Annotated in this window: 15 protein-coding genes; 3 read left to right on the forward strand and 12 right to left on the reverse strand. The window is 36.4% G+C overall.

What is annotated here, in order from left to right; all coding sequences use genetic code 11:
- Nucleotide 1: 1 nt before the first annotated feature.
- The 3 genes from LB465_RS02530 to LB465_RS02540 all read right to left on the reverse strand — a co-directional run bounded on the left by LB465_RS02530 (nucleotide 2) and on the right by LB465_RS02540 (nucleotide 4128).
- Nucleotides 2–1684, reverse strand: a complete 1683-nt coding sequence (locus LB465_RS02530; protein ID WP_224466647.1) for a DUF6909 family protein — start codon at nucleotides 1682–1684, stop codon at nucleotides 2–4.
- A complete protein-coding gene (locus LB465_RS02535; RefSeq protein WP_224466649.1) occupies nucleotides 1681–3189 on the reverse strand; it encodes a GH3 auxin-responsive promoter family protein in 1509 nt (502 codons plus the stop codon). Before LB465_RS02535 ends, LB465_RS02530 begins: the two co-directional genes overlap by 4 nt.
- A 69-nt stretch (nucleotides 3190–3258) precedes the next feature.
- Nucleotides 3259–4128 (reverse strand): M23 family metallopeptidase, encoded by an 870-nt coding sequence (locus tag LB465_RS02540; RefSeq protein WP_224466652.1) that lies wholly within the window; start codon nucleotides 4126–4128, stop codon nucleotides 3259–3261.
- 213 nt (nucleotides 4129–4341) lie between these two features.
- On the opposite strand from LB465_RS02540, the gene tatA reads away from it, so the two are divergent.
- On the forward strand, nucleotides 4342–4554 hold the full coding sequence (tatA, locus tag LB465_RS02545) for a twin-arginine translocase TatA/TatE family subunit (protein ID WP_224466654.1): 213 nt from the start codon (nucleotides 4342–4344) through the stop codon (nucleotides 4552–4554).
- A 73-nt stretch (nucleotides 4555–4627) separates the two neighbouring features.
- Here tatA and LB465_RS02550 read toward each other — a convergent pair whose 3' ends face one another.
- Genes LB465_RS02550 through LB465_RS02560 form a run of 3 tightly spaced genes read right to left on the reverse strand, consistent with a single transcriptional unit; the run spans nucleotide 4628 to nucleotide 8444 of the window.
- Nucleotides 4628–5608, reverse strand: coding sequence for a DUF4837 family protein (locus LB465_RS02550; RefSeq protein WP_224466657.1), 981 nt, complete (start codon nucleotides 5606–5608; stop codon nucleotides 4628–4630).
- A 24-nt stretch (nucleotides 5609–5632) separates the two neighbouring features.
- A complete protein-coding gene (locus LB465_RS02555) occupies nucleotides 5633–7210 on the reverse strand; it encodes a lytic transglycosylase domain-containing protein (protein WP_224466659.1) in 1578 nt (525 codons plus the stop codon).
- Between the two features lie 49 nt (nucleotides 7211–7259).
- The gene (locus LB465_RS02560) at nucleotides 7260–8444 is read right to left on the reverse strand and encodes a phosphoglycerate kinase (RefSeq protein ID WP_224466661.1); all 1185 of its coding nucleotides are present in this window, start codon (nucleotides 8442–8444) and stop codon (nucleotides 7260–7262) included.
- 140 nt (nucleotides 8445–8584) lie between these two features.
- Between LB465_RS02560 and LB465_RS02565 the strand changes: the two genes are divergently transcribed.
- Nucleotides 8585–9739 (forward strand): DNA polymerase III subunit, encoded by a 1155-nt coding sequence (locus tag LB465_RS02565; RefSeq protein WP_224466663.1) that lies wholly within the window; start codon nucleotides 8585–8587, stop codon nucleotides 9737–9739.
- A gap of 4 nt (nucleotides 9740–9743) precedes the next feature.
- Complete coding sequence (locus LB465_RS02570; RefSeq protein WP_224466665.1) at nucleotides 9744–10139, forward strand: DoxX family protein; 396 nt, start codon at nucleotides 9744–9746, stop codon at nucleotides 10137–10139.
- 159 nt (nucleotides 10140–10298) lie between these two features.
- Here the strand turns inward: LB465_RS02570 and LB465_RS02575 are convergent, their stop codons facing one another.
- The 6 genes from LB465_RS02575 to LB465_RS02600 form a co-directional block, all read right to left on the reverse strand.
- Nucleotides 10299–10814 (reverse strand): OmpH family outer membrane protein, encoded by a 516-nt coding sequence (locus LB465_RS02575; RefSeq protein ID WP_317198414.1) that lies wholly within the window; start codon nucleotides 10812–10814, stop codon nucleotides 10299–10301.
- A 226-nt stretch (nucleotides 10815–11040) separates the two neighbouring features.
- Nucleotides 11041–11874: a class I SAM-dependent methyltransferase gene (locus LB465_RS02580; RefSeq protein WP_224466667.1), complete on the reverse strand. Its 834-nt coding sequence runs from the start codon at nucleotides 11872–11874 to the stop codon at nucleotides 11041–11043.
- Nucleotides 11874–12365, reverse strand: a complete 492-nt coding sequence (locus tag LB465_RS02585; protein WP_224466669.1) for a hypothetical protein — start codon at nucleotides 12363–12365, stop codon at nucleotides 11874–11876. Before LB465_RS02585 ends, LB465_RS02580 begins: the two co-directional genes overlap by 1 nt.
- Before the next feature lie 142 nt (nucleotides 12366–12507).
- On the reverse strand, nucleotides 12508–14379 hold the full coding sequence (gene mnmG / locus LB465_RS02590) for a tRNA uridine-5-carboxymethylaminomethyl(34) synthesis enzyme MnmG (protein WP_224466672.1): 1872 nt from the start codon (nucleotides 14377–14379) through the stop codon (nucleotides 12508–12510).
- A 20-nt stretch (nucleotides 14380–14399) separates the two neighbouring features.
- A complete protein-coding gene (gene ybeY, locus LB465_RS02595) occupies nucleotides 14400–14819 on the reverse strand; it encodes an rRNA maturation RNase YbeY (RefSeq protein WP_224466739.1) in 420 nt (139 codons plus the stop codon).
- Entirely contained in the window at nucleotides 14812–18072 is a 3261-nt protein-coding gene (locus tag LB465_RS02600; protein ID WP_224466674.1) for a hypothetical protein, read from the reverse strand. Before LB465_RS02600 ends, ybeY begins: the two co-directional genes overlap by 8 nt.
- Nucleotides 18073–18106 lie beyond the last annotated feature (34 nt).

The following is an 18106-nucleotide window of genomic DNA, read 5'->3' on the forward strand; positions in this document are numbered from 1 at the left end:
ACTAAGATTTAAAGATTTGCTCCAGGATTTTTTCGGTAATTAAATAAGTAGGTTTTACACCTGTTGTTCCCAATCCTCCCGAAGCTAATGTACTACCGGTTTCTAATGGATTATCTGAAGCGTAATAAGCATACCTTACCTTCACATCACTATTGATACTGCCTCTTAATTTTGAGGCCGCCTGGATGGCTTTTTGGTAATGTGCACCTTCCATCTCCAGTCCACTTACATTCCAGGTAGAGTCGTGGAAGAATTTAAGAATATCGCGGTTTTGAAGGGAAGTTCCCAAAACGGTAATCATCGCACCATCTACTACAGCTATATCGCTCTCTTCAAGATCGGCGCGACTAAGTTCATTTTTAAAAGGATAGTTATCTGCAGTTCCTTCAAATAAGTGAGCAGAAGGAATCATAATATCGCCTTTTCCACCTTCCAGGATACCGGCTTTTCCCATTATAGAAATAGACTCTACGTTCATCTTAATCTCATTGCCTTCAAAATTGTAAGGCTTCAATAGCTCATCCATAGTTTCGTAGGCCTGCTCGCCAAAGGCATAATCCATTACGATGATTACCGGGGCTTTTTCTTCCGTTTTAATATCCCAGCTTCCGTATTTACCGTTTAATTTAGCAGTATCAAAAATTTGAACATCTATATTGGTTCCACTTTTATCTTCCATAAAAGTCATCCCATTATCCAAAGCCGATTTCATCACCTTGCTTCTTAAACCTCCATTAGCGCTGTTACTAAGCAATTCGTAGATTTCCAGTGGCTTTTTCTTTTTAAGCTCGGTTTTTAAGGCTGAAGGCGTGTAAAGCGTGTTCATTACACTATGCATATTTGCACTAATAATGTGCAAAGGGCGGTGCATTAAATTCTCTTTTATAAGATGCTGTTTAATATTATCGGCCCAAATTTCACCGTGAATATGATGCCCTAAACGCTCCCGCAATACCGGGCTAAAAGTGATAATTCTTTTATCGTTATTTACAGTTTCTGCAATGGCGAGTTTCCCCAACCAGTAAATTATATTTAAAAAACGTTCGGGATTTCCTGGTAATGAGAATTTTGGATAAATATCCTGAACTTCATAAAAGGTACGACCTAAAATATTTGCAGTATGAGTCAAAGCGATTTCTCGCTGTGCCTGGTCTAAAGGTTCTTCCTGTAAAACGGCTTTTTCCAGTTTTTGCCAATCGCGGGTAACACTGCCTTCTTCATCTATAATTACACGGCGCATAATTTTATGCGATTCTACGAACAAAAAAGTAAGGTGAGTAAGAATATCATAGATCTCAGAACGACCACGAGTGATTTCAATATTCATTTGCTCGTCGTCTATGCGGTAGCAGTTACGACGACGTTTAGGCGGAACGATTGGCTTAAAATGCGAATTTCCATAGCCTTCATCGCTGGTTAAATTAATAAATCGGCATTCTTCAATTCCTTTAGGTAAACGATCTACCACGTAGAGTAACCCGCTAAGTTCTGCTTTATCATCGGCAATAGAACCGTAGATTTCAGGTCGAAGAATAAGTAAAGCCTCTCGTAGTGTCTCCCCGGAAACTCCCATTGGTTTATAAAATCCACGATTAAAAAGGTGGCGCATTGTAATGTACATGCGTTCTATGGCGTGGGTACTTTCTTGTGCCCGGGTACGACCGAGTAATTTTAGATTCATCATTTATTTTGTTTTCTTAAATTTTCTTCAAGCACTTCGGCTATTTTTCTATCGTTTGAAAGCCTGGCGAGTTTAAACTGTCCCCCTAATTTTCCTATAGACTTCATGTATTGATTAAACCCGCCTTTGGGAATCTTAGTGATTTTTAAAGGCTGAAGGATTTTGCCTTCAATTAAATCGAAATAATACGAATTTTGCTCCTGAAGTGTTCTTTCTAAAATACTATGGAATTCATCCATGTTTTTAGGATCTTCTTCAAACTCTATAAACCACTCGTGGTAAGGCAATTCATCATTTGCAGGAGTAATTTGAGGAGCTACTGTAAATTCGCTTATCCTGGCTTTTGTAATATTCATAGCCTCTTGCATAGCCTCCTCTACTTCTTTCCCAATTACATGTTCTCCAAATGCTGAAATATAATGCTTGATTCGCCCGGAAACAATCACGCGGTAAGGTTTTAAAGAGGTAAACTGAACCGTATCTCCCATATTGTAACCCCAGAGACCGGCATTCGTAGAAACAATTATTACATAATTAACTCCTTTTTCTACCTCTCCTATCGTTAAACGTTTCGGGTTTTCTTCAAAAAATTCATCGGTTCTAATAAATTCATAGAACATTCCCGAATCCAGCTGAAGTAACATACCTTTTTCGTTTTGCTTATCCTGAAAAGCAAAAAAGCCTTCAGATGCCGGATAAAGTTCTATGCTGTCTACTCTTCTACCAATAAGGTTTTCAAATTTAGCGCGATAAGGTTCATAATGTACCCCGCCGTAAATAAACAGGTTAAAATTAGGAAAAAGCTCACCGACTTTTTTACCTGTTTTTTGCTGAAGCCTTTCAAAATACATTTGTACCCAGGAAGGAATACCGCTAATCACGGTCATATCTTCGTGGAGGGTTTCTTCAACTATAGCATCAACTTTGGTTTCCCAGTCTTCAATACAATTGGTTTTCCAGCTTGGCATTCTGTTTTTCTGAAGATAAGCAGGAACATAATGCGCAACAATTCCTGAAAGACGACCTAATTTCACCCCGTTTTTTTCATCCATTTCGGGGCTTCCCTGGAGAAAGATCATTTTTCCGTCTACAAATTTAGCATTTCCGGTTTCGGCGATATAACATAAGATTGCATTTCTGGCGGCATTAATATGGGCCGGCATAGAATCTTTGGTTAGCGGAATATACTTGGCACCACTAGTAGTTCCTGATGTTTTTGCGTAATATAAAGGTTTTCCCGGCCACAACACATCAGGTTCTCCGGCCACCATCTTATCTACATAAAAACGCAATTCTTCATAATCCCGGATCGGTACATTTTTGGTGAAATCCTTATAAGATTTAATGTTTCCAAAATTATGGTCCTGTCCAAATTTTGTGTCTTTGGCTTTTTCTATAAGCTTCTGAAACACTTTTTGTTGCGTAGCCTCAGGTTGTGAAGCCCACTTATCTATTTTCTTGCGTATATAATTGGCAAAAATCTTTGCTCCAAACGACTTTAAAGACATAGGTTTTCTTGAATTAAATGGTATTCTAAATTTCAGCAATACCTTTTGTGCTGCAAAGGTCGTGATTTATTAATCAAAATCAATATAATCTGTGGGGTCTACGGGTACGGCTTCATTCCAAAGTTCAAAGTGTAAATGCGGGCCTGTAGTATACTCCCCGGTAGACCCGGCGGTAGCAATAACCTCTCCCCTTCTTACATTTTCTCCCTGCTCTTTGGCTATGGAAGCATTGTGCTTATAAACCGACAATAAGCCATATTCGTGCTTAATAATTATTACATAACCGGTTTCTGTAGTCCATTCTGAAAAAATCACGCGACCATCGGCTACCGATTTAACCGGCGTGTTTTTAGCAACCACAATATCTACCGCATAATGTTTTTCTTTAGCATCATAATCTTCGGAAATTGATCCTTTTACCGGCGGGAATAATGAAAAATCTATATTATCTGTAGCAGAGGGCAGCACGTTATATTTATCTTCCTGGGCAACTTCTTCTCTTAACAGGGAATCGGCGCGGGAAGGTTCTATAGCCTCAATTTCCTGACCCATAATCGGGTTTTCAATTAAGGAGTCCCGATTTAGGCTGGAGGTATCTGCTTTCCCCGTAAGCACATTTTTAATGGAACTTAAATATTGATTATTTAGCTTTAAAACCTGCTGCAAGGAATCTGATTTGTAAGCTAATTGAGATGCCTGCCTTTTTAACTGTGCAGAAGAATAGCCCGGAATATATTCTTTAAGCGGAGTAAATGCAATAATAAAAGTAGTGGAGGCAATCAGAATTATGGCACTTAGCGTAATCGTAACAAAAACATTGAGGCGGGTTAACTTAAAAGAAAGTTTTTCCTCAAAAGTATCCTCATTCAAAACTACCATTCGGTATTTATGAAGTAACTTTTTCGTGAATTTTTTTCTCTCTTTTTTATTTTCAGCCATAATCCGCTTACAAAGTTAATTTAAAATTTGAGCTTAATAAATGAAGTTCTCAAACTTAGGTCCAATTTGATTTTTTTCGTGGAAAAATTAGGGTTTTCAGCAATAACGTATCGTGGTTATCTAAATTGAATTCAAGTATAACTTAAATTTAAGCCATATTAACGTTGTAATTACTTAATTCTTGTTAAGTTTGTAATATTAAAATCATACATTATGAATGCATTTATTTTACCATTAGCCATTGGTGCCCCGCAAATTATATTAATTGTTGTGGTAATCTTGCTATTATTTGGAGGTCGAAAAATTCCTGAATTGATGAGAGGTTTAGGTAGTGGAATTAAAGAATTTAAAGACGCTTCTAAGGATGAAAACGGAGAAAAGACAGTTCCTTCTGATGACAAGAAATTTTCTGAAGAAAAGAAATAGACAAATAACTACCTTATAAAAAAAGCCCGAACTTAAATGTTTGGGCTTTTTTATTTGTCTTTTTTGGATGAGTTTACTCAATATCTGCCGATCGTAGAATAGCGTCTATTTCAAACATATTATCTCGCTTTCCTCTGGAGGGAGAGAAAACAAAACCTTCTACAACTAAAAAGCGGTTGTTAGCTTCATCTTTAATTGCATAATTCAAGAAAGGTCCGGCCATAAAAGCACCTTTTACTTCCCATGTTCCACGAGTTTCGTACGCAAATTTACCATCAATTTCAGTTTCAAAAAGATACGGAGCATAGGCTTCTTCGGTAATCATATAAGATCCTTCTGTTGGCCCTGGTATATGGGCTTTCCCAATAGAATCACGCATTTTAATTATATTTCCAATAGTATTGGTATCAGATTCAATTTGACTGATTGGCACTTCATAAATAAGAATTTCCATATTTCCTTTTGGTATTTCCTTTCTTATCCACACAAAATCTTCTTCTTCAAGCGCGTATCTATACGCCGAAGGAAAATCAAGGGATAATCCGAATTCTTCTTCAAGCTTTCCATCCTTTTTAAGGGATTTTTTCATTCGGCGTTGTTTCTCCTTCATTTCGGTTTCTTTGAAGGCTGAGACCAATTTTTCTGAACTTTCATTTATAATATGAATAAGTTCTTCTTCGTTTTCCCCGGAAATAATTACACCGGTTTGAGGCCGGGCATAGAGATCTTTAATAATTCTGGCTTCAGCTTCTTCGCCTTCCTGAACAGAGATAAAAGAACGGTTTTTTCTAACAAATCCGCTAAAAGTTTGAGGGGGAATCTGGCTTAAGGAAAACATTGGTTCTTCCTGTGGAAGCCCTTCTACCGTGGCTGCAAAATTATCTCTTATAGCTTCGCCTACCGGGCCTTCCCATAATTCGTTTTCAATAATCAGGGTAATTTGATTAATATTTCCAGAAGAGTCTGAAAGTATACGTTCATCTGCTTTGTCGCCATTTTCGTTACAGGAGACGAGAAAAACTAAACTGAATAGAAGGAATAAGTTTTTTTTCATTGTTATTAGTTTGGTTTGAAATGATTAACCCTTAGAAAGTTTAAGTTCCATACCGGGTTTTAGGCTATTACTGCCCATATCATTCCAAGCCCTCAAATTCTGTACCGTAACTCCCGGAAACTTACGAGAAATACTCCAAAGCGAATCTCCTTTCTTTACTGTATAGGTTTTTTCGCTGATATTTTGGCTATTTTCGGTAGAGGCATTTTGAGTTTCTACACCGGGTTTTCGCGGATAAATAGTAAGATACTGGCCTATTCTAATATTATTGCCTCTAATATTATTCCAGCGTTTTATACTGCTAACACCTACCCCGTAACGTTCGGCAATTCTTCCTAAATAATCACCGCTTTTTACGCGATATCTAATTTTATTTTCTGCCTTTACAAATTCGGGAAAAGCTTTTGCTTTATTCTGAAGATCCTCTTCAGCAAAATTATAGATAGCAGCTTCATTGCTAACAAATGCTCCACTAACTGTTGTAGGAAGTCTAATCATATAATCTTCATCTTCTACAAAAGGAATTACGTCCAGTTTGTAACTGGGGTTTAAAAACTGAAGCATTTCTTTTTCTACACCGGTAACTTTAGAAATTTGGTCAAAAGTGATCAATTTTTTCACTTTAATAGTATCGGTTTCAAAAAAAGCAATGTCCGGTCCTTGCGGTTGGAAGTTGTGTTCATCGGCATACTCAAAAAGGTAAAGCGTAGCGAGGAAGGCAGGAACGTAACCAGCGGTCTCTCTTGGTAAAAATCGTCTTAATTCCCAGTAATTATTAGAACCGCCACTACGCCTAATCGCTTTAGAAACATTCCCGGGGCCTGAATTATAAGAAGCCAAAACCAAATCCCAATCCTCAAAAGATCGATATAGGTTTGCCAGGTATTTTGCAGCGGCTTCAGTAGACATTTGCGGATCCATTCGCTCATCTACATAGCTGCTTACGTCAAGTCCATGTGCTTTTCCCGTTCTGTACATAAACTGCCAAAGCCCGGTAGCACCAACCCAGGATTTTGCCCGTGGATTTAAAGCTGATTCCACAATGGCCAGGTATTTTATCTCTAACGGGATATCATAACGATCAAGCTGTTGCTCAAACATTGGGAAGTAATACTCACTTAACGCCATAAGACGCTCCATAGCCTTCTTATTGCGTTTTAAATAGGAGTTGATAACACTTTCCAGGACTGGATGATATTCTACGTTAAATGGTGTACGTGCATTTAACTTGGCCAGTCTGGCTTTTAAGGTATCGGTGGGAAGTTCTTTATTTACTTCATCTTCGTAATCCTGCTCCCTGATGGTTTTATACATCTTATCAAAAAGATCTGAATTGGTAAGCTGTGCTTTCCAAACAGAATCAATTTCGGCTGCACGGGGGAGATCTTCTAACGAAACCGCTGAAGAATCCCTGATAACAGCCGAAATTGGTAGCTTATCTTTGAATTCCGGATCTGGATGAGCAAGAATAATTTCACTGCTATCTACCTTTTGGAAGATTTGCACCCTAAAATTAGCTTTCTCTACCTGCTTCTCCTCTTCCTGCGCCTGAAGGCCATTTCCCAATAGGAATGCAAGAGTTAAAATTATATACTTACCCATAATACTCAAAATTTAAAAAAGAACGTAAAATACTAGATTTTAGTACGTTTTATTTGCCAATTGCTTCAATTCCGGGCAATGATTTTCCTTCTAACATCTCCAGCATGGCACCGCCACCGGTAGAAACATAGCTTACTTTTTCTTCAAAACCGAATTTTTTAACCGCGGCTACAGAATCTCCACCACCCACTAAAGAGAAGGCTCCATTTTTGGTGGCTTCAGCAATTGAGTTTCCTAAAGCGATGGTTCCTTTTGAAAATTTATCCATTTCAAAAACTCCAAGTGGTCCATTCCAAAGAATGATTTTAGATTTTTGAATTACAGCATCGAAATTTTTAATACTCTCTGGTCCTGCGTCAAGACCCATCCAGCCATCTGGAATTTCATTGATTTTAGTGGTATCTGTTGAAGCTTGTTCAGAAAAACTATCAGCGATTACAGAATCTACTGGTAGATGAACCTGTACATTTTTAGCTTCGGCTTTTTTAAGAATTTCCAAAGCTAACTCCTGCTTATCTTCTTCTACGAGAGAATTTCCTATTTTTCCACCTTTGGCGAGAATAAAAGTATAGGCCATTCCACCCCCAATAATCAAATGGTCTACTTTATCAAGAATATTTTCAATTACGGTAATTTTAGACGACACTTTTGCACCACCTAAAACTGCGGTTACTGGTTTCTCTTTACTGTGAAGCACTTTATCGAGATTTTTGATCTCTTTTTCTAGTAAATACCCAAAACATTTATCATCAAAATATTTAGCTACTATTGTAGTTGAGGCGTGGGCACGGTGAGCTGTACCAAAGGCATCGTTTACGTAAATATCACCTAGCTGGGAAAGTTGTTTTGCAAATTCTTCGTCACCGCCTTTTTCCTCTTTGTGAAATCTAAGGTTTTCCAGCAACAAAATTTCGCCGGAATTTAAATTATCGGCTGCGGTTTTAACATCATCCCCAACACAGTCGTTCACAAATTTTGGTTCTACGCCAATAACTTCCGAAACTTTTCTCACAATATGTTTTAGTGAATACTTTTCTTCACGACCTTCAGGTCGGCCAAGGTGCGACATTAAAACTACGCTCCCACCATCTTCCAGTATCTTAAGAATTGTTGGTTTTGCAGCTTCAATTCTATTGGCATCAGTTACCTGGCCTTCTTTATTTAAGGGTACATTAAAGTCTACTCTTATTAATGCCTGTTTGTCTTTAAAATTAAAATCGTTTAAAGTCTTCATTTTCATTTCTTTTTTTAAAACCAAAAAATCTGGTTTGGTTGGTTAAGTTTAAGCCCAATCGGCTTTTATTCAGCATACGCTATTTACAAATATAAATTTTTCCGAAGACATTAAAGTGTATATAAATTTTATATTTGCTTATGCTTTTTGAAGAAATAATAGGTTTACAGCATTTAAAGAAACATCTTACTACCACCGCAGATAACGGTCGTGTTCCGCACGCACAGTTATTTGTAGGAAAAAGTGGTAGTGGTACTTTACCTCTGGCCATTGCTTACGCGCAATACATACTTTGTGAAAATAAGGAAGGAAAAGACAATTCTGGAAACAGTAATTGTAATGAGCGATTTAAGAAATTGGCGCATCCCGATCTTCATTTTGCTTTTCCTGTTGCGGCAAATCAAAAGATTAAAAAACATCCTGTTTCCTCTCACTTTTTAGAAGAATGGCGGGAATTTGTAAAAACCAATCCCTACGGAAGTTTATTTGAATGGTATCAGAAACTTGGAATTGAAAATAAACAGGGTCAGATTGGGGTAGACGAAGCCCAGGAGGTGGTCAAATCCCTTTCACTAAAAGCTTATGAAGGCGGCTTTAAGATTATGATTATCTGGATGGCCGAAAAGATAAATACCGCAGCTGCTAATAAATTGCTGAAATTAATTGAAGAACCACCAAAAAATACGCTATTCCTTCTTATAACTGAAGATGAAGAGCAAATTATACAAACCATAAGGTCGCGTTGCCAAAAACTTCACTTCCCTCCCTTACCTGAAGATGAAATTGCTTCATTTTTAGAAAAAAACGAGAATTGCAGTAAACCTGATGCTTTAAAAGTTGCCCACCAGGCGAACGGAAGTTATACTCGCGCACTTCATTTATTACAAAAAGATAGCGGAGATCAACAATTTGAAACCTGGTTTATAAACTGGGTGCGTACTGCATTTAAAGCTAAGGGAAATCGAGCTACTGTTCTGGAGCTTATTTCCTGGAGCGAAGAAATTGCTGGGATGGGCCGGGAATCACAAAAGAGCTTTTTGCTGTATTGCATAGACTTTTTCCGCCAGGCCTTAATGCTAAATTATAAAGCCGAAAAACTGGTATATCTCGAACCAGCCACACCAGGATTTAAATTGGAGAAATTTGCACCGTTTGTGCACGGAAATAATATTAAAGATATTATTGACGCCCTGGAAGAAGCAATTTATCATATTGAAAGAAACGGAAACGCAAAAATTATCCTAACTGATCTTTCTATTAGACTAACCCGATATTTACATAAAAAAGCCGCTTAACATTATGCAAAACCTTTACGCTAATATTACCGAAATACTTATTTTAATTTTTATTCTTATCACTTTTTTACAATCGGGTATAGATAAAGCTGCCGATTGGAAAGGAAATACCGGTTGGTTAAAAGAGCATTTTTTAGGAACATTTCTTGCTGGGCAGGTGCCTCTTATGGTGGGAATAATAATGATAATTGAAATCATTACAGGTTTTGCCACTATCCTGGGAATTATATGGCTAATCGCTTATAATGATCCCACAATAGCGCTTTACGCCTGCATCCTGGCTGCTATCACCCTTTTAATGTTATTATTCGGACAAAGAATTGCTAAAGATTACGCCGGAGCTTTTACATTAACCGGCTACTTTATCGTAGTGATCTTTGGAGTTTACTTAATGTCTTAAAATAGAAAGAGGCCTGAGAAGTAATTCTTATCGTCAAGCTGTCCCGAAGCTTCGGGATGTTTCAGCTTCTAAGTTAATTGAACCTAGATCCTGAAATAAATTCAGGATGACAATTATAGAAAACTTCTCAGACCCCTTTTAAAAACTCAGAACTTAAAACTAGTTCTTGTTATAAGTCTCATTCAAATTATCAAGGATTTCCTGGGTTAGATCTTTCCCATCTTTCGCATACATAATGTTAGCAGACTCGTTAGAACCAAAAATGTAGGTGTAGCCATTCTCTTCACCATAATCTGCTACATAATCTTTCACTTTATCTACAATAGAATCTATTACAGCATCGCTCTGCTCTCTAAGCCTATTCCCCTGCATTTGTTGCTGCTGCTGAATTCTCTGTTGCTTTTGCATTAACTCCTGCTCTTTTTCCTGGCGTTGCGCCTGAGACATAGAATTCATTTCCTGTTGGTAAGCCTGAACTTCCTGCTGAAATCCTTTGGCAATAGAATCTAATTGTCTTTTTACCGAATCTGATTTTGTAGTAAAGTCAGCTTCCACATCTTTCATTTCTTTGTATTCCTGAATTAGTTTTGTGGTATCTACATATGCCGTTTTTTCCTGATTACAGGAAGTAAGGAAAACAGCTAGTACCAAAATCATTAAAAGTTTTTTCATCATTATTTTAATTTGTTTGAAGCAAATGTATGAAAGTTAAATTTTCGATGTAAATCAAAATTGAATAATAAAGCGATATAGTGATTTCTTATATCAAGAAACTAAATCATAAATTTTACTAATGAAAAACGAGTCAAATAAACTCTTTTTAATAGATTTTCTCACTTAAAACCACCCAGTAGTCCATTTTAAAAACAAAGTATCTTTAAATAAGCTTAAAATGCGATTTTTAGCATTTTTGAAAGAAATATACGAGAGAAGAATACTCTGAAGTGCTTTGTGCTTTTAAATTTGATTCCAGACCAGTTTTAAAAGCTTTTACCATATTTGATTTTCCCGTTTTGTTTTTTTCTGAAAGTAAACTCACATAGAAGGAATCAAAAACAAGAGGTTTGGTTTTGAGCTTTTCAAAATTATGATTTTTGAATAACTCGGTAATTCCAGTTTGAGAAAAATGCCAAAGATGTCTGGGCACATCGTAAGCCGCCCAAAATTCTTTGTAGTATTCAGCATCAAAACTTTTATAATTGGGAACCGCGATAACTGTTATCCCATCCGGTTTCAATAAGCGATGCAATTCTTTAAGCTGAAAATCTAAATCTGGAACGTGCTCCAAAACATGCCACATAGAAATTATATCAAAAGAATTGTCCTTAAAGTAGGACAATTCTTGCTGAAGTTCAATGCCCTTTTCAGCGGCTAATTTTCTTGCTTGTGCATTTGGTTCAATACCCTCCACATTCCATTTCTTCCTTTTGGCAGTTTGCAAAAAATCCCCAGTTCCGGCACCGATATCCAATAAATTATTTCCTTTGGAAACTTTATTGATCCATTTTAATTTTTGCATCAACATAAAATTCTTGACAGCCTGGTAAATTTTATCTGTAAAACTTTTACTGGAATCTGTATGAGAAATATAATTTTCACTTTCGTAGTAAACCGAAAGATTTTCAGGTTTTGGAATTGTTTCTAATATTTTAAAATCACTTCTCTCTTGTAATCGAAATTCATCACCAGAAACTAAATGATCTTTACAAGTTAAATGAAAATTTTTATCGCTCATTAAAAGAATTTTTGATCGGGATTATTCTGGGTGAAGTTTCTAAATTCTTTGCGCATTTCAGTTAATTCTTCGAGTAATGGTTTTTGAAAAATAGAATTTTCTGCTAAGTGATCTACTCCGGTTTTATCGGTTACGGTAATACCTACAAAAAACTGTAGATCACTCTGTCTAGTTTCCACTCCACCGCCAAAAAAAAGTCCGGTGAAATCCATATACTCTTCCCTATCTGAATAATCAAAAACGGTGACAATAAATTCATGATCTGAATCCTTTAAAAAACTTGTTTTAAAATTCATTAAATCATCTTCGCTTTCTAAAGCAAAATAATTCCTAAACCAATCTCTTGTTTTTTGCACCTTAATGGAACTACTAAATTTAAAAGAGGTATAACCTGATTTATCTTCGGGAGAATTTAATTCTGAATTCTTAATTTCCTTTACGGAATGCGTAGTAATTATACAGGATTGTAAAATCAAAAAAGTGAAGAGCAATAAGAAGCTCTTATTCCCTAAACTCGTTTTTAAATAATGAAAAATTCGATTGATCTTTAATAGTTTTTCAGGTTAATCCCCCTAGATTTATAACAAAAATGTACTTCAAAAAGAAAAATTGTTCCACGTGGAACTTTTAAAATTATCTTCCCATATAAACCAATAAAACAGAAATATCATTAGGGCTAACTCCGCTTATTCTTGATGCCTGTGAAATGGATGTTGGTTGAATTTTATTCAGTTTTTCCCGTGCCTCAAAAGACATAGATTTGATTTTAGAATAATCAAAACTATTCGGAATTTTCACATCTTCTAGCCTATTCAGCTTATCGGCATTGTTCTTTTCCTTTTCAATATATCCTGAATATTTTACTTGAATTTCGGTCTGTTCCAAAATCTCGGTATTCAAATTATTCTCCTGAATATATTCTTCTACTCCGGGGAAATTTCGAACATCTTCCATCGTAATATTTGGACGAGAAAATATTTTAAAGATCTTATCGCTTTGCTTCATTGGAGAAGAATTATTTTCTTCCAAAATAGGATTTGCATCCTCGTGAGAAACACTTTTATTCTTAAGGAAATTTACAAAATCAGAAGACTTTTCTTTCTTCTCTTCCATTTTTCGCATACGTTCTTCAGAAGCCAAACCTAATTTATAAGAGCGCTCGGTCAATCTAAAATCGGCATTATCCTGTCGCAATAAAGTTCTATATTCAGCACGGGAAGTAAACATTCTATAAGGCTCTTCTGTACCCTTTGTAATAAGATCGTCTATAAGAACACCTATGTATGCTTCGTTCCTTTTTATAATAAATTCTTCTTTTTCCTGCACTTTTAAAGCAGCATTTATTCCAGCCATTAATCCCTGGCAAGCGGCTTCTTCGTATCCTGTAGTTCCATTAATTTGACCAGCAAAATATAGCCCTTCGACAAGCTTTGTTTCTAAAGTATGTTTCAACTGTGTAGGTGGAAAATAATCGTATTCTATAGCATAACCTGGTCTAAAGAATTTCACTTTTTCAAATCCGGCAACTGAACGCAAAGCTTTAAATTGAACATCCTCCGGTAGCGAAGTAGAAAAACCATTTACATAAACTTCAACGGTATTCCAGCCTTCTGGTTCTACAAAAAGTTGATGCCTGTCTTTATCAGCAAAACGATTTATTTTATCTTCAATACTTGGGCAATATCTAGGACCAATACTTTGAATACGTCCATTAAACATTGGAGATCTTTCAAAGCCATCTTTAAGAATTTCATGCACCTCTGGGGAGGTGTAAGTCATATAACAAGACCGCTGTTTTTTTAAAGGCTGGGTTTCATCTAAAAAAGAAAATTTAGAAGGAACATCATCTCCGGGCTGCTCTATCATTTTAGAATAATCTAAGGATCTGCCATCTACTCTTGGAGGTGTTCCGGTTTTCATTCTACCCGATTCAAAACCTACATCAACAAGATCTTTTGTGATTCCGGTTGCGGCTCTTTCTCCCGCTCTACCTCCTCCAAAATTCTTATCTCCAATATGAATTAATCCATTTAAAAAAGTACCGTTGGTTAACACTACAGATTTAGCACGAATTTCCAAACCCAAAGAAGTTCTCACACCTTTAAGTTCATTGCCTTCTAAAATCAAACCGGCAACCATTTCCTGGTAGAAATCTAGATTAGGTGTTTGTTCTAATCTAAGCCTCCAATGCTCCGCAAACATCATTCTGTCGCTTTGCACTCTCGGACTCCACATTGCAGGCCCTTTAGATTTATTAAGCATTTTAAATTGAATGGCGCTGCTGTCACTTACTAATCCGCTGTAACCTCCCATCGCATCAATTTCACGCAAAATTTGCCCTTTTGCGATTCCGCCCATAGCAGGATTACAACTCATTTGCGCAATATTTTGAAGGTTCATCGTCACCAATAAGGTTTTTGAACCCAAATTTGCAGCTGCGGCTGCGGCTTCGCTTCCTGCGTGACCGGCACCAACTACTATAACATCATATTCATCTTCGAACATAAAATATCTTCTTTCTAAATTTATTGTTCCACGTGGAACAATGCAATCTTTTCGTCTTCCTTCTGTCGCATTTCCTTAGTTTCGCTTTCAGATTTATCACCATATCCGCATAAATGCAAAATACCGTGACTCATCACTCGTTTAAGCTCTTCAGAAAAATCAACATTATATTCCTTGGCATTTTCTAAGACACGATCGGTACTAATAAAAATATCGCCGTTTAATTCATTTCCTTCAGAATTATCGAAGGAAATAATATCAGTATATGTATCGTGCTCCAAAAACTTTAAATTGATCTTATACAAATAATGATCATCACAAAAAATATAATTGATCTCACCAAGATCTTTCTTCTCCGAGGTAACCACTTCCCTGATCCATTTGTCAAAAGACTTTTCATCCTCTAATTCAAAATCATTTTCTGAATAAAAATTAATTATCTGTTTGCTCAAAATAAGTCTTTACTTTTTGTTTATAAATTTCGCGCAAAGGTAAGCTTTGTCTATTTAAAATTTCGATAGAATCAAAATATTCTTTAGCCTTAATGCTTTGATCTTTAGTCGTGTTATCAAACTCCTGAAGATTGGTTTCAGACTCGCGTTTATTATTTTCCCCTTGCTGCAATTTCGCCTCCTCAAATTCCATCAATTCATGTTCCAGTTGTTGCAGTTTCTGAAGGTTTTCCGGATCAAATCCTTTCTCCAGAAGTTGTTCCTCAGCATCCTTCATCTGTTCCTCAATTTTCTTTCCCTGCCTTGAACCATCCTTTTCGTTTAATTCCTGCATACGCTGCCTGAGCTCCTGTTGTTCCTTATAGATTTCGAATAACTCTTCCATTTCGCCTTCTCCGATTCCTTCCCCGGGATTCTTCCCTTCTTCCTGCTTTCCTTTTTGTTGTTTTCCTTTCTCCTGAAACTCCTTATTGATTTCCTGCTGTTTCTTCATAATATCCTGAAGCTGAAAATCTGAATTTTCACCCTTGCCCTTTCCTAATTGCGGGTTGGCTTGTTGCTGCATCATGGAAAGAATTTCGCTAAGCATATAAGCCAAATCATTGGTGCCGGTTACTACATACTGCTGGCTGGCGGTTCCCTGGGGAAGCTCGTTTTCGGCAAGGCGCTCCAGCGATTTATCGATATCAAATTCAATATCGGTTAGGCTTTTAGTAATGTTCTCCGTAATCATAGGATTACTTAGCGCAAGGGAATACAGACTATCATCTATATGTCTGAAATTCTCACGCAAATCACTTTGTCTTCGCAGCTTAGCGGCATATCCGGGATTATTCATTTCTATTTTACTAAAATCATCCAGAAGCTCCTCCTGTTGAAAAGAAAAGGTGACTAAATTATCAAGTATTTGCCGAAGCGTTTCAATATCCGCTTTCAACTCCTCCCTACTTTGCTGCATAGAACTTTGCTGTATTTTCTGACTCATTTCCATCATTTGCCGTGCGGCATTCTTCTGTTTTTCCTTAGCCTTTTGTTGTTCCCCTTTTTCTAAATTTTCCTCCGCATCGTTTAGCTCATTTTTTATACTTTCTTCATCGACATTATCACGGGGTAAATCGGTGGGTTTTTGCAGTTCGTTATTATCCTTTTCCAGTTGATTCATTTCCTCCTGAAATTCTTCGAATTCCTTTGAAATTTCCTCTTGTTCAATTAAAGAATATTCATCAGTATTTTCTGACAATTCGTTTTGCTTCTCTGAAAGTTTATCCAAATCCCTGGAGAGTTTTTGAAGTTTCTCCTCCACGTAATAGCGCTTGGTTAATTCTAAAAGTTGCTCCAGGTTTCGCTCTTCACTTTGGTTTCGTTTAGATAATTCCTCTAACTTCTCCCCTAATTCCTCCCGGTTAATCTTATCGGCTATTTCTTGTAATTCCTTAAGTAAAGCTTCATTTTCCTCCAAGCGTTTTTCATTCCTGTCCAGACGCTTTTTTAACTCTTCTTTTTCCGGAGAATCTGAATTTAATTCGTCCTGCTCCTCTTCAAAACTCTTTTTTAGTTTTTCAGAATAATTACGCATCATTTCAGATTGCTGCCTTTGTCGCTGAATAAAATTCTCCAATTTTTTACGCTGATTATAATCCAGGTTTTCATTCTCCTTCTGCAAGCGGTTTAGCTCATTCAATTCTTCTTCGGAAGATTTAATATCCTTCAAACTTTCACTTAGATTATTTATAGATTCACCTTGCCGTTTTAACTTTTCTTCCTCAATTTCATCTGCTGTTTTTCTGCGGAAACTGAAGGTTGAACTCTTGGTACTTTTTGATCCATTAACTCCATCGTTATCCCAAAGTTGAAAATAGAAATTATAGGTTTCTCCGGGTTCTAAATCTAAATTTCCCGGGAAAGTGTAATGAAATTCGTCAAAAGCAGTTTTGGAAATGGTAATTTCCTGCTTTTTAAGGCTATCTTCTTTATTTTCAATATAATAAACCAGGTTTAAGCGGTTTAATCCGTAATCATCAGATAGTTTTCCGTAGAAATATTGAGTGCTGTTATCTATGCTATCCAGTTTTTGTTGAATTTCCATTTCCGGCAATTCATCCTTAATAACACGAACGGAATAATCTAAAGCTTCAAAGTTTTTAATCGCATTATTTGAAGTACTCACTTGATAATCCAACCGCGAATAAACAGCTTGTGAATATTGAAAATCTGTATTCTCCGTGGAAAGTTTTACCAGGGAATCTTTTTTTGAAAAATTGAGAATTTCGGTATTTCTGGTATTAAAATTCCATGTAATCTTAGTGCCTTCAGGAACATTTACATTTCCGGTTCCGCTTAAACTATCATCTACTTTTCCAATATAATCGGGATAATCAAACTTCATATCTAAATCTAAAAGTTTGGGTACTTTAAGGGTTTCCAGCGTATATTCTTCAGAAGAAATTCCATTGGCACTCAATCTGAAATTCACATCAGTTTGAAGTCTTTTAAAGGTATATTCAAAACTGCCGGGAGCGATTTGTTTAAGAAAATAGGTTTGTCCGTTATAGGAAATCTCTGGTTTTTCGGGAGTGATATTTCCTTCGGTTTTTACCAGGATTTTATATTCTGAATTCTCCGTGGCTTTCAAAGAATCGTTTAAAATTATAAACCTGAATGGCGCGGGGGCTTCAAATTCGATATTATATTTTGCGAGCCTATCTAGTGGCGAAGCAATCAACTTAATATTTCCGGTTACTAAAAGTCCTAAAATCAATACTAATGGAAATAATGCATATTTTAAGTATTTCCTGTTCTCCTTATAATCTACAGCGCGGGTAAAAGGAACCTTATTTAATTCAGCCGATTTTTGTTCAATTCCAGCTAATAATAATTCAGATTGTATTACATCTTTTTTAAGCTGGAGTACATTCAGTAATTTATCGTTTACTTCTGGAAAATGGGCGCCGATAATTCTTGAAGCTTCTTCATTATTTATTCCGCTGGAAAATTTAAATAGTTTTGCCAACGGGATTATCATAAAGTAGCCAAACAGTAACACCTCCACCCCAACAAAAATCCAGAATAAAAAACTTCTTGCCGAAGGTTCTAACCACAGAAAATATTCTATCGCCAAAACGCTTAGGAAATAAAGTAAGCCAATAGCCAGAAATAAGATAATTCCTTTAAGCAATTTATTCAGGTAAAACTTCCTGATAAAAGCCGCCAGCTTTCTTTTTATTTGATTGTAACTTTCCATAATTGAGGCTTAAAAATACAACAATTTTAGCGGA

It is taken from the genome of Salegentibacter lacus, from assembly GCF_020164555.1.
In the GTDB taxonomy this organism is placed as follows: domain Bacteria; phylum Bacteroidota; class Bacteroidia; order Flavobacteriales; family Flavobacteriaceae; genus Salegentibacter; species Salegentibacter lacus.

Bases quoted from the DNA above. Each gene is read 5' to 3' on its own strand.
- LB465_RS02530 (WP_224466647.1), bottom strand. From the start codon at position 1,684: ATGATGAATCTAAAATTACTCGGTCGTACCCGGGCACAAGAAAGTACC.
- LB465_RS02535 (WP_224466649.1), bottom strand. From the start codon at position 3,189: ATGTCTTTAAAGTCGTTTGGAGCAAAGATTTTTGCCAATTATATACGC.
- LB465_RS02540 (WP_224466652.1), bottom strand. From the start codon at position 4,128: ATGGCTGAAAATAAAAAAGAGAGAAAAAAATTCACGAAAAAGTTACTT.
- tatA (WP_224466654.1), top strand. From the start codon at position 4,342: ATGAATGCATTTATTTTACCATTAGCCATTGGTGCCCCGCAAATTATA.
- LB465_RS02550 (WP_224466657.1), bottom strand. From the start codon at position 5,608: ATGAAAAAAAACTTATTCCTTCTATTCAGTTTAGTTTTTCTCGTCTCC.
- LB465_RS02555 (WP_224466659.1), bottom strand. From the start codon at position 7,210: ATGGGTAAGTATATAATTTTAACTCTTGCATTCCTATTGGGAAATGGC.
- LB465_RS02560 (WP_224466661.1), bottom strand. From the start codon at position 8,444: ATGAAGACTTTAAACGATTTTAATTTTAAAGACAAACAGGCATTAATA.
- LB465_RS02565 (WP_224466663.1), top strand. From the start codon at position 8,585: ATGCTTTTTGAAGAAATAATAGGTTTACAGCATTTAAAGAAACATCTT.
- LB465_RS02570 (WP_224466665.1), top strand. From the start codon at position 9,744: ATGCAAAACCTTTACGCTAATATTACCGAAATACTTATTTTAATTTTT.
- LB465_RS02575 (WP_317198414.1), bottom strand. From the start codon at position 10,814: ATGATGAAAAAACTTTTAATGATTTTGGTACTAGCTGTTTTCCTTACT.
- LB465_RS02580 (WP_224466667.1), bottom strand. From the start codon at position 11,874: ATGAGCGATAAAAATTTTCATTTAACTTGTAAAGATCATTTAGTTTCT.
- mnmG (WP_224466672.1), bottom strand. From the start codon at position 14,379: ATGTTCGAAGATGAATATGATGTTATAGTAGTTGGTGCCGGTCACGCA.
- LB465_RS02600 (WP_224466674.1), bottom strand. From the start codon at position 18,072: ATGGAAAGTTACAATCAAATAAAAAGAAAGCTGGCGGCTTTTATCAGG.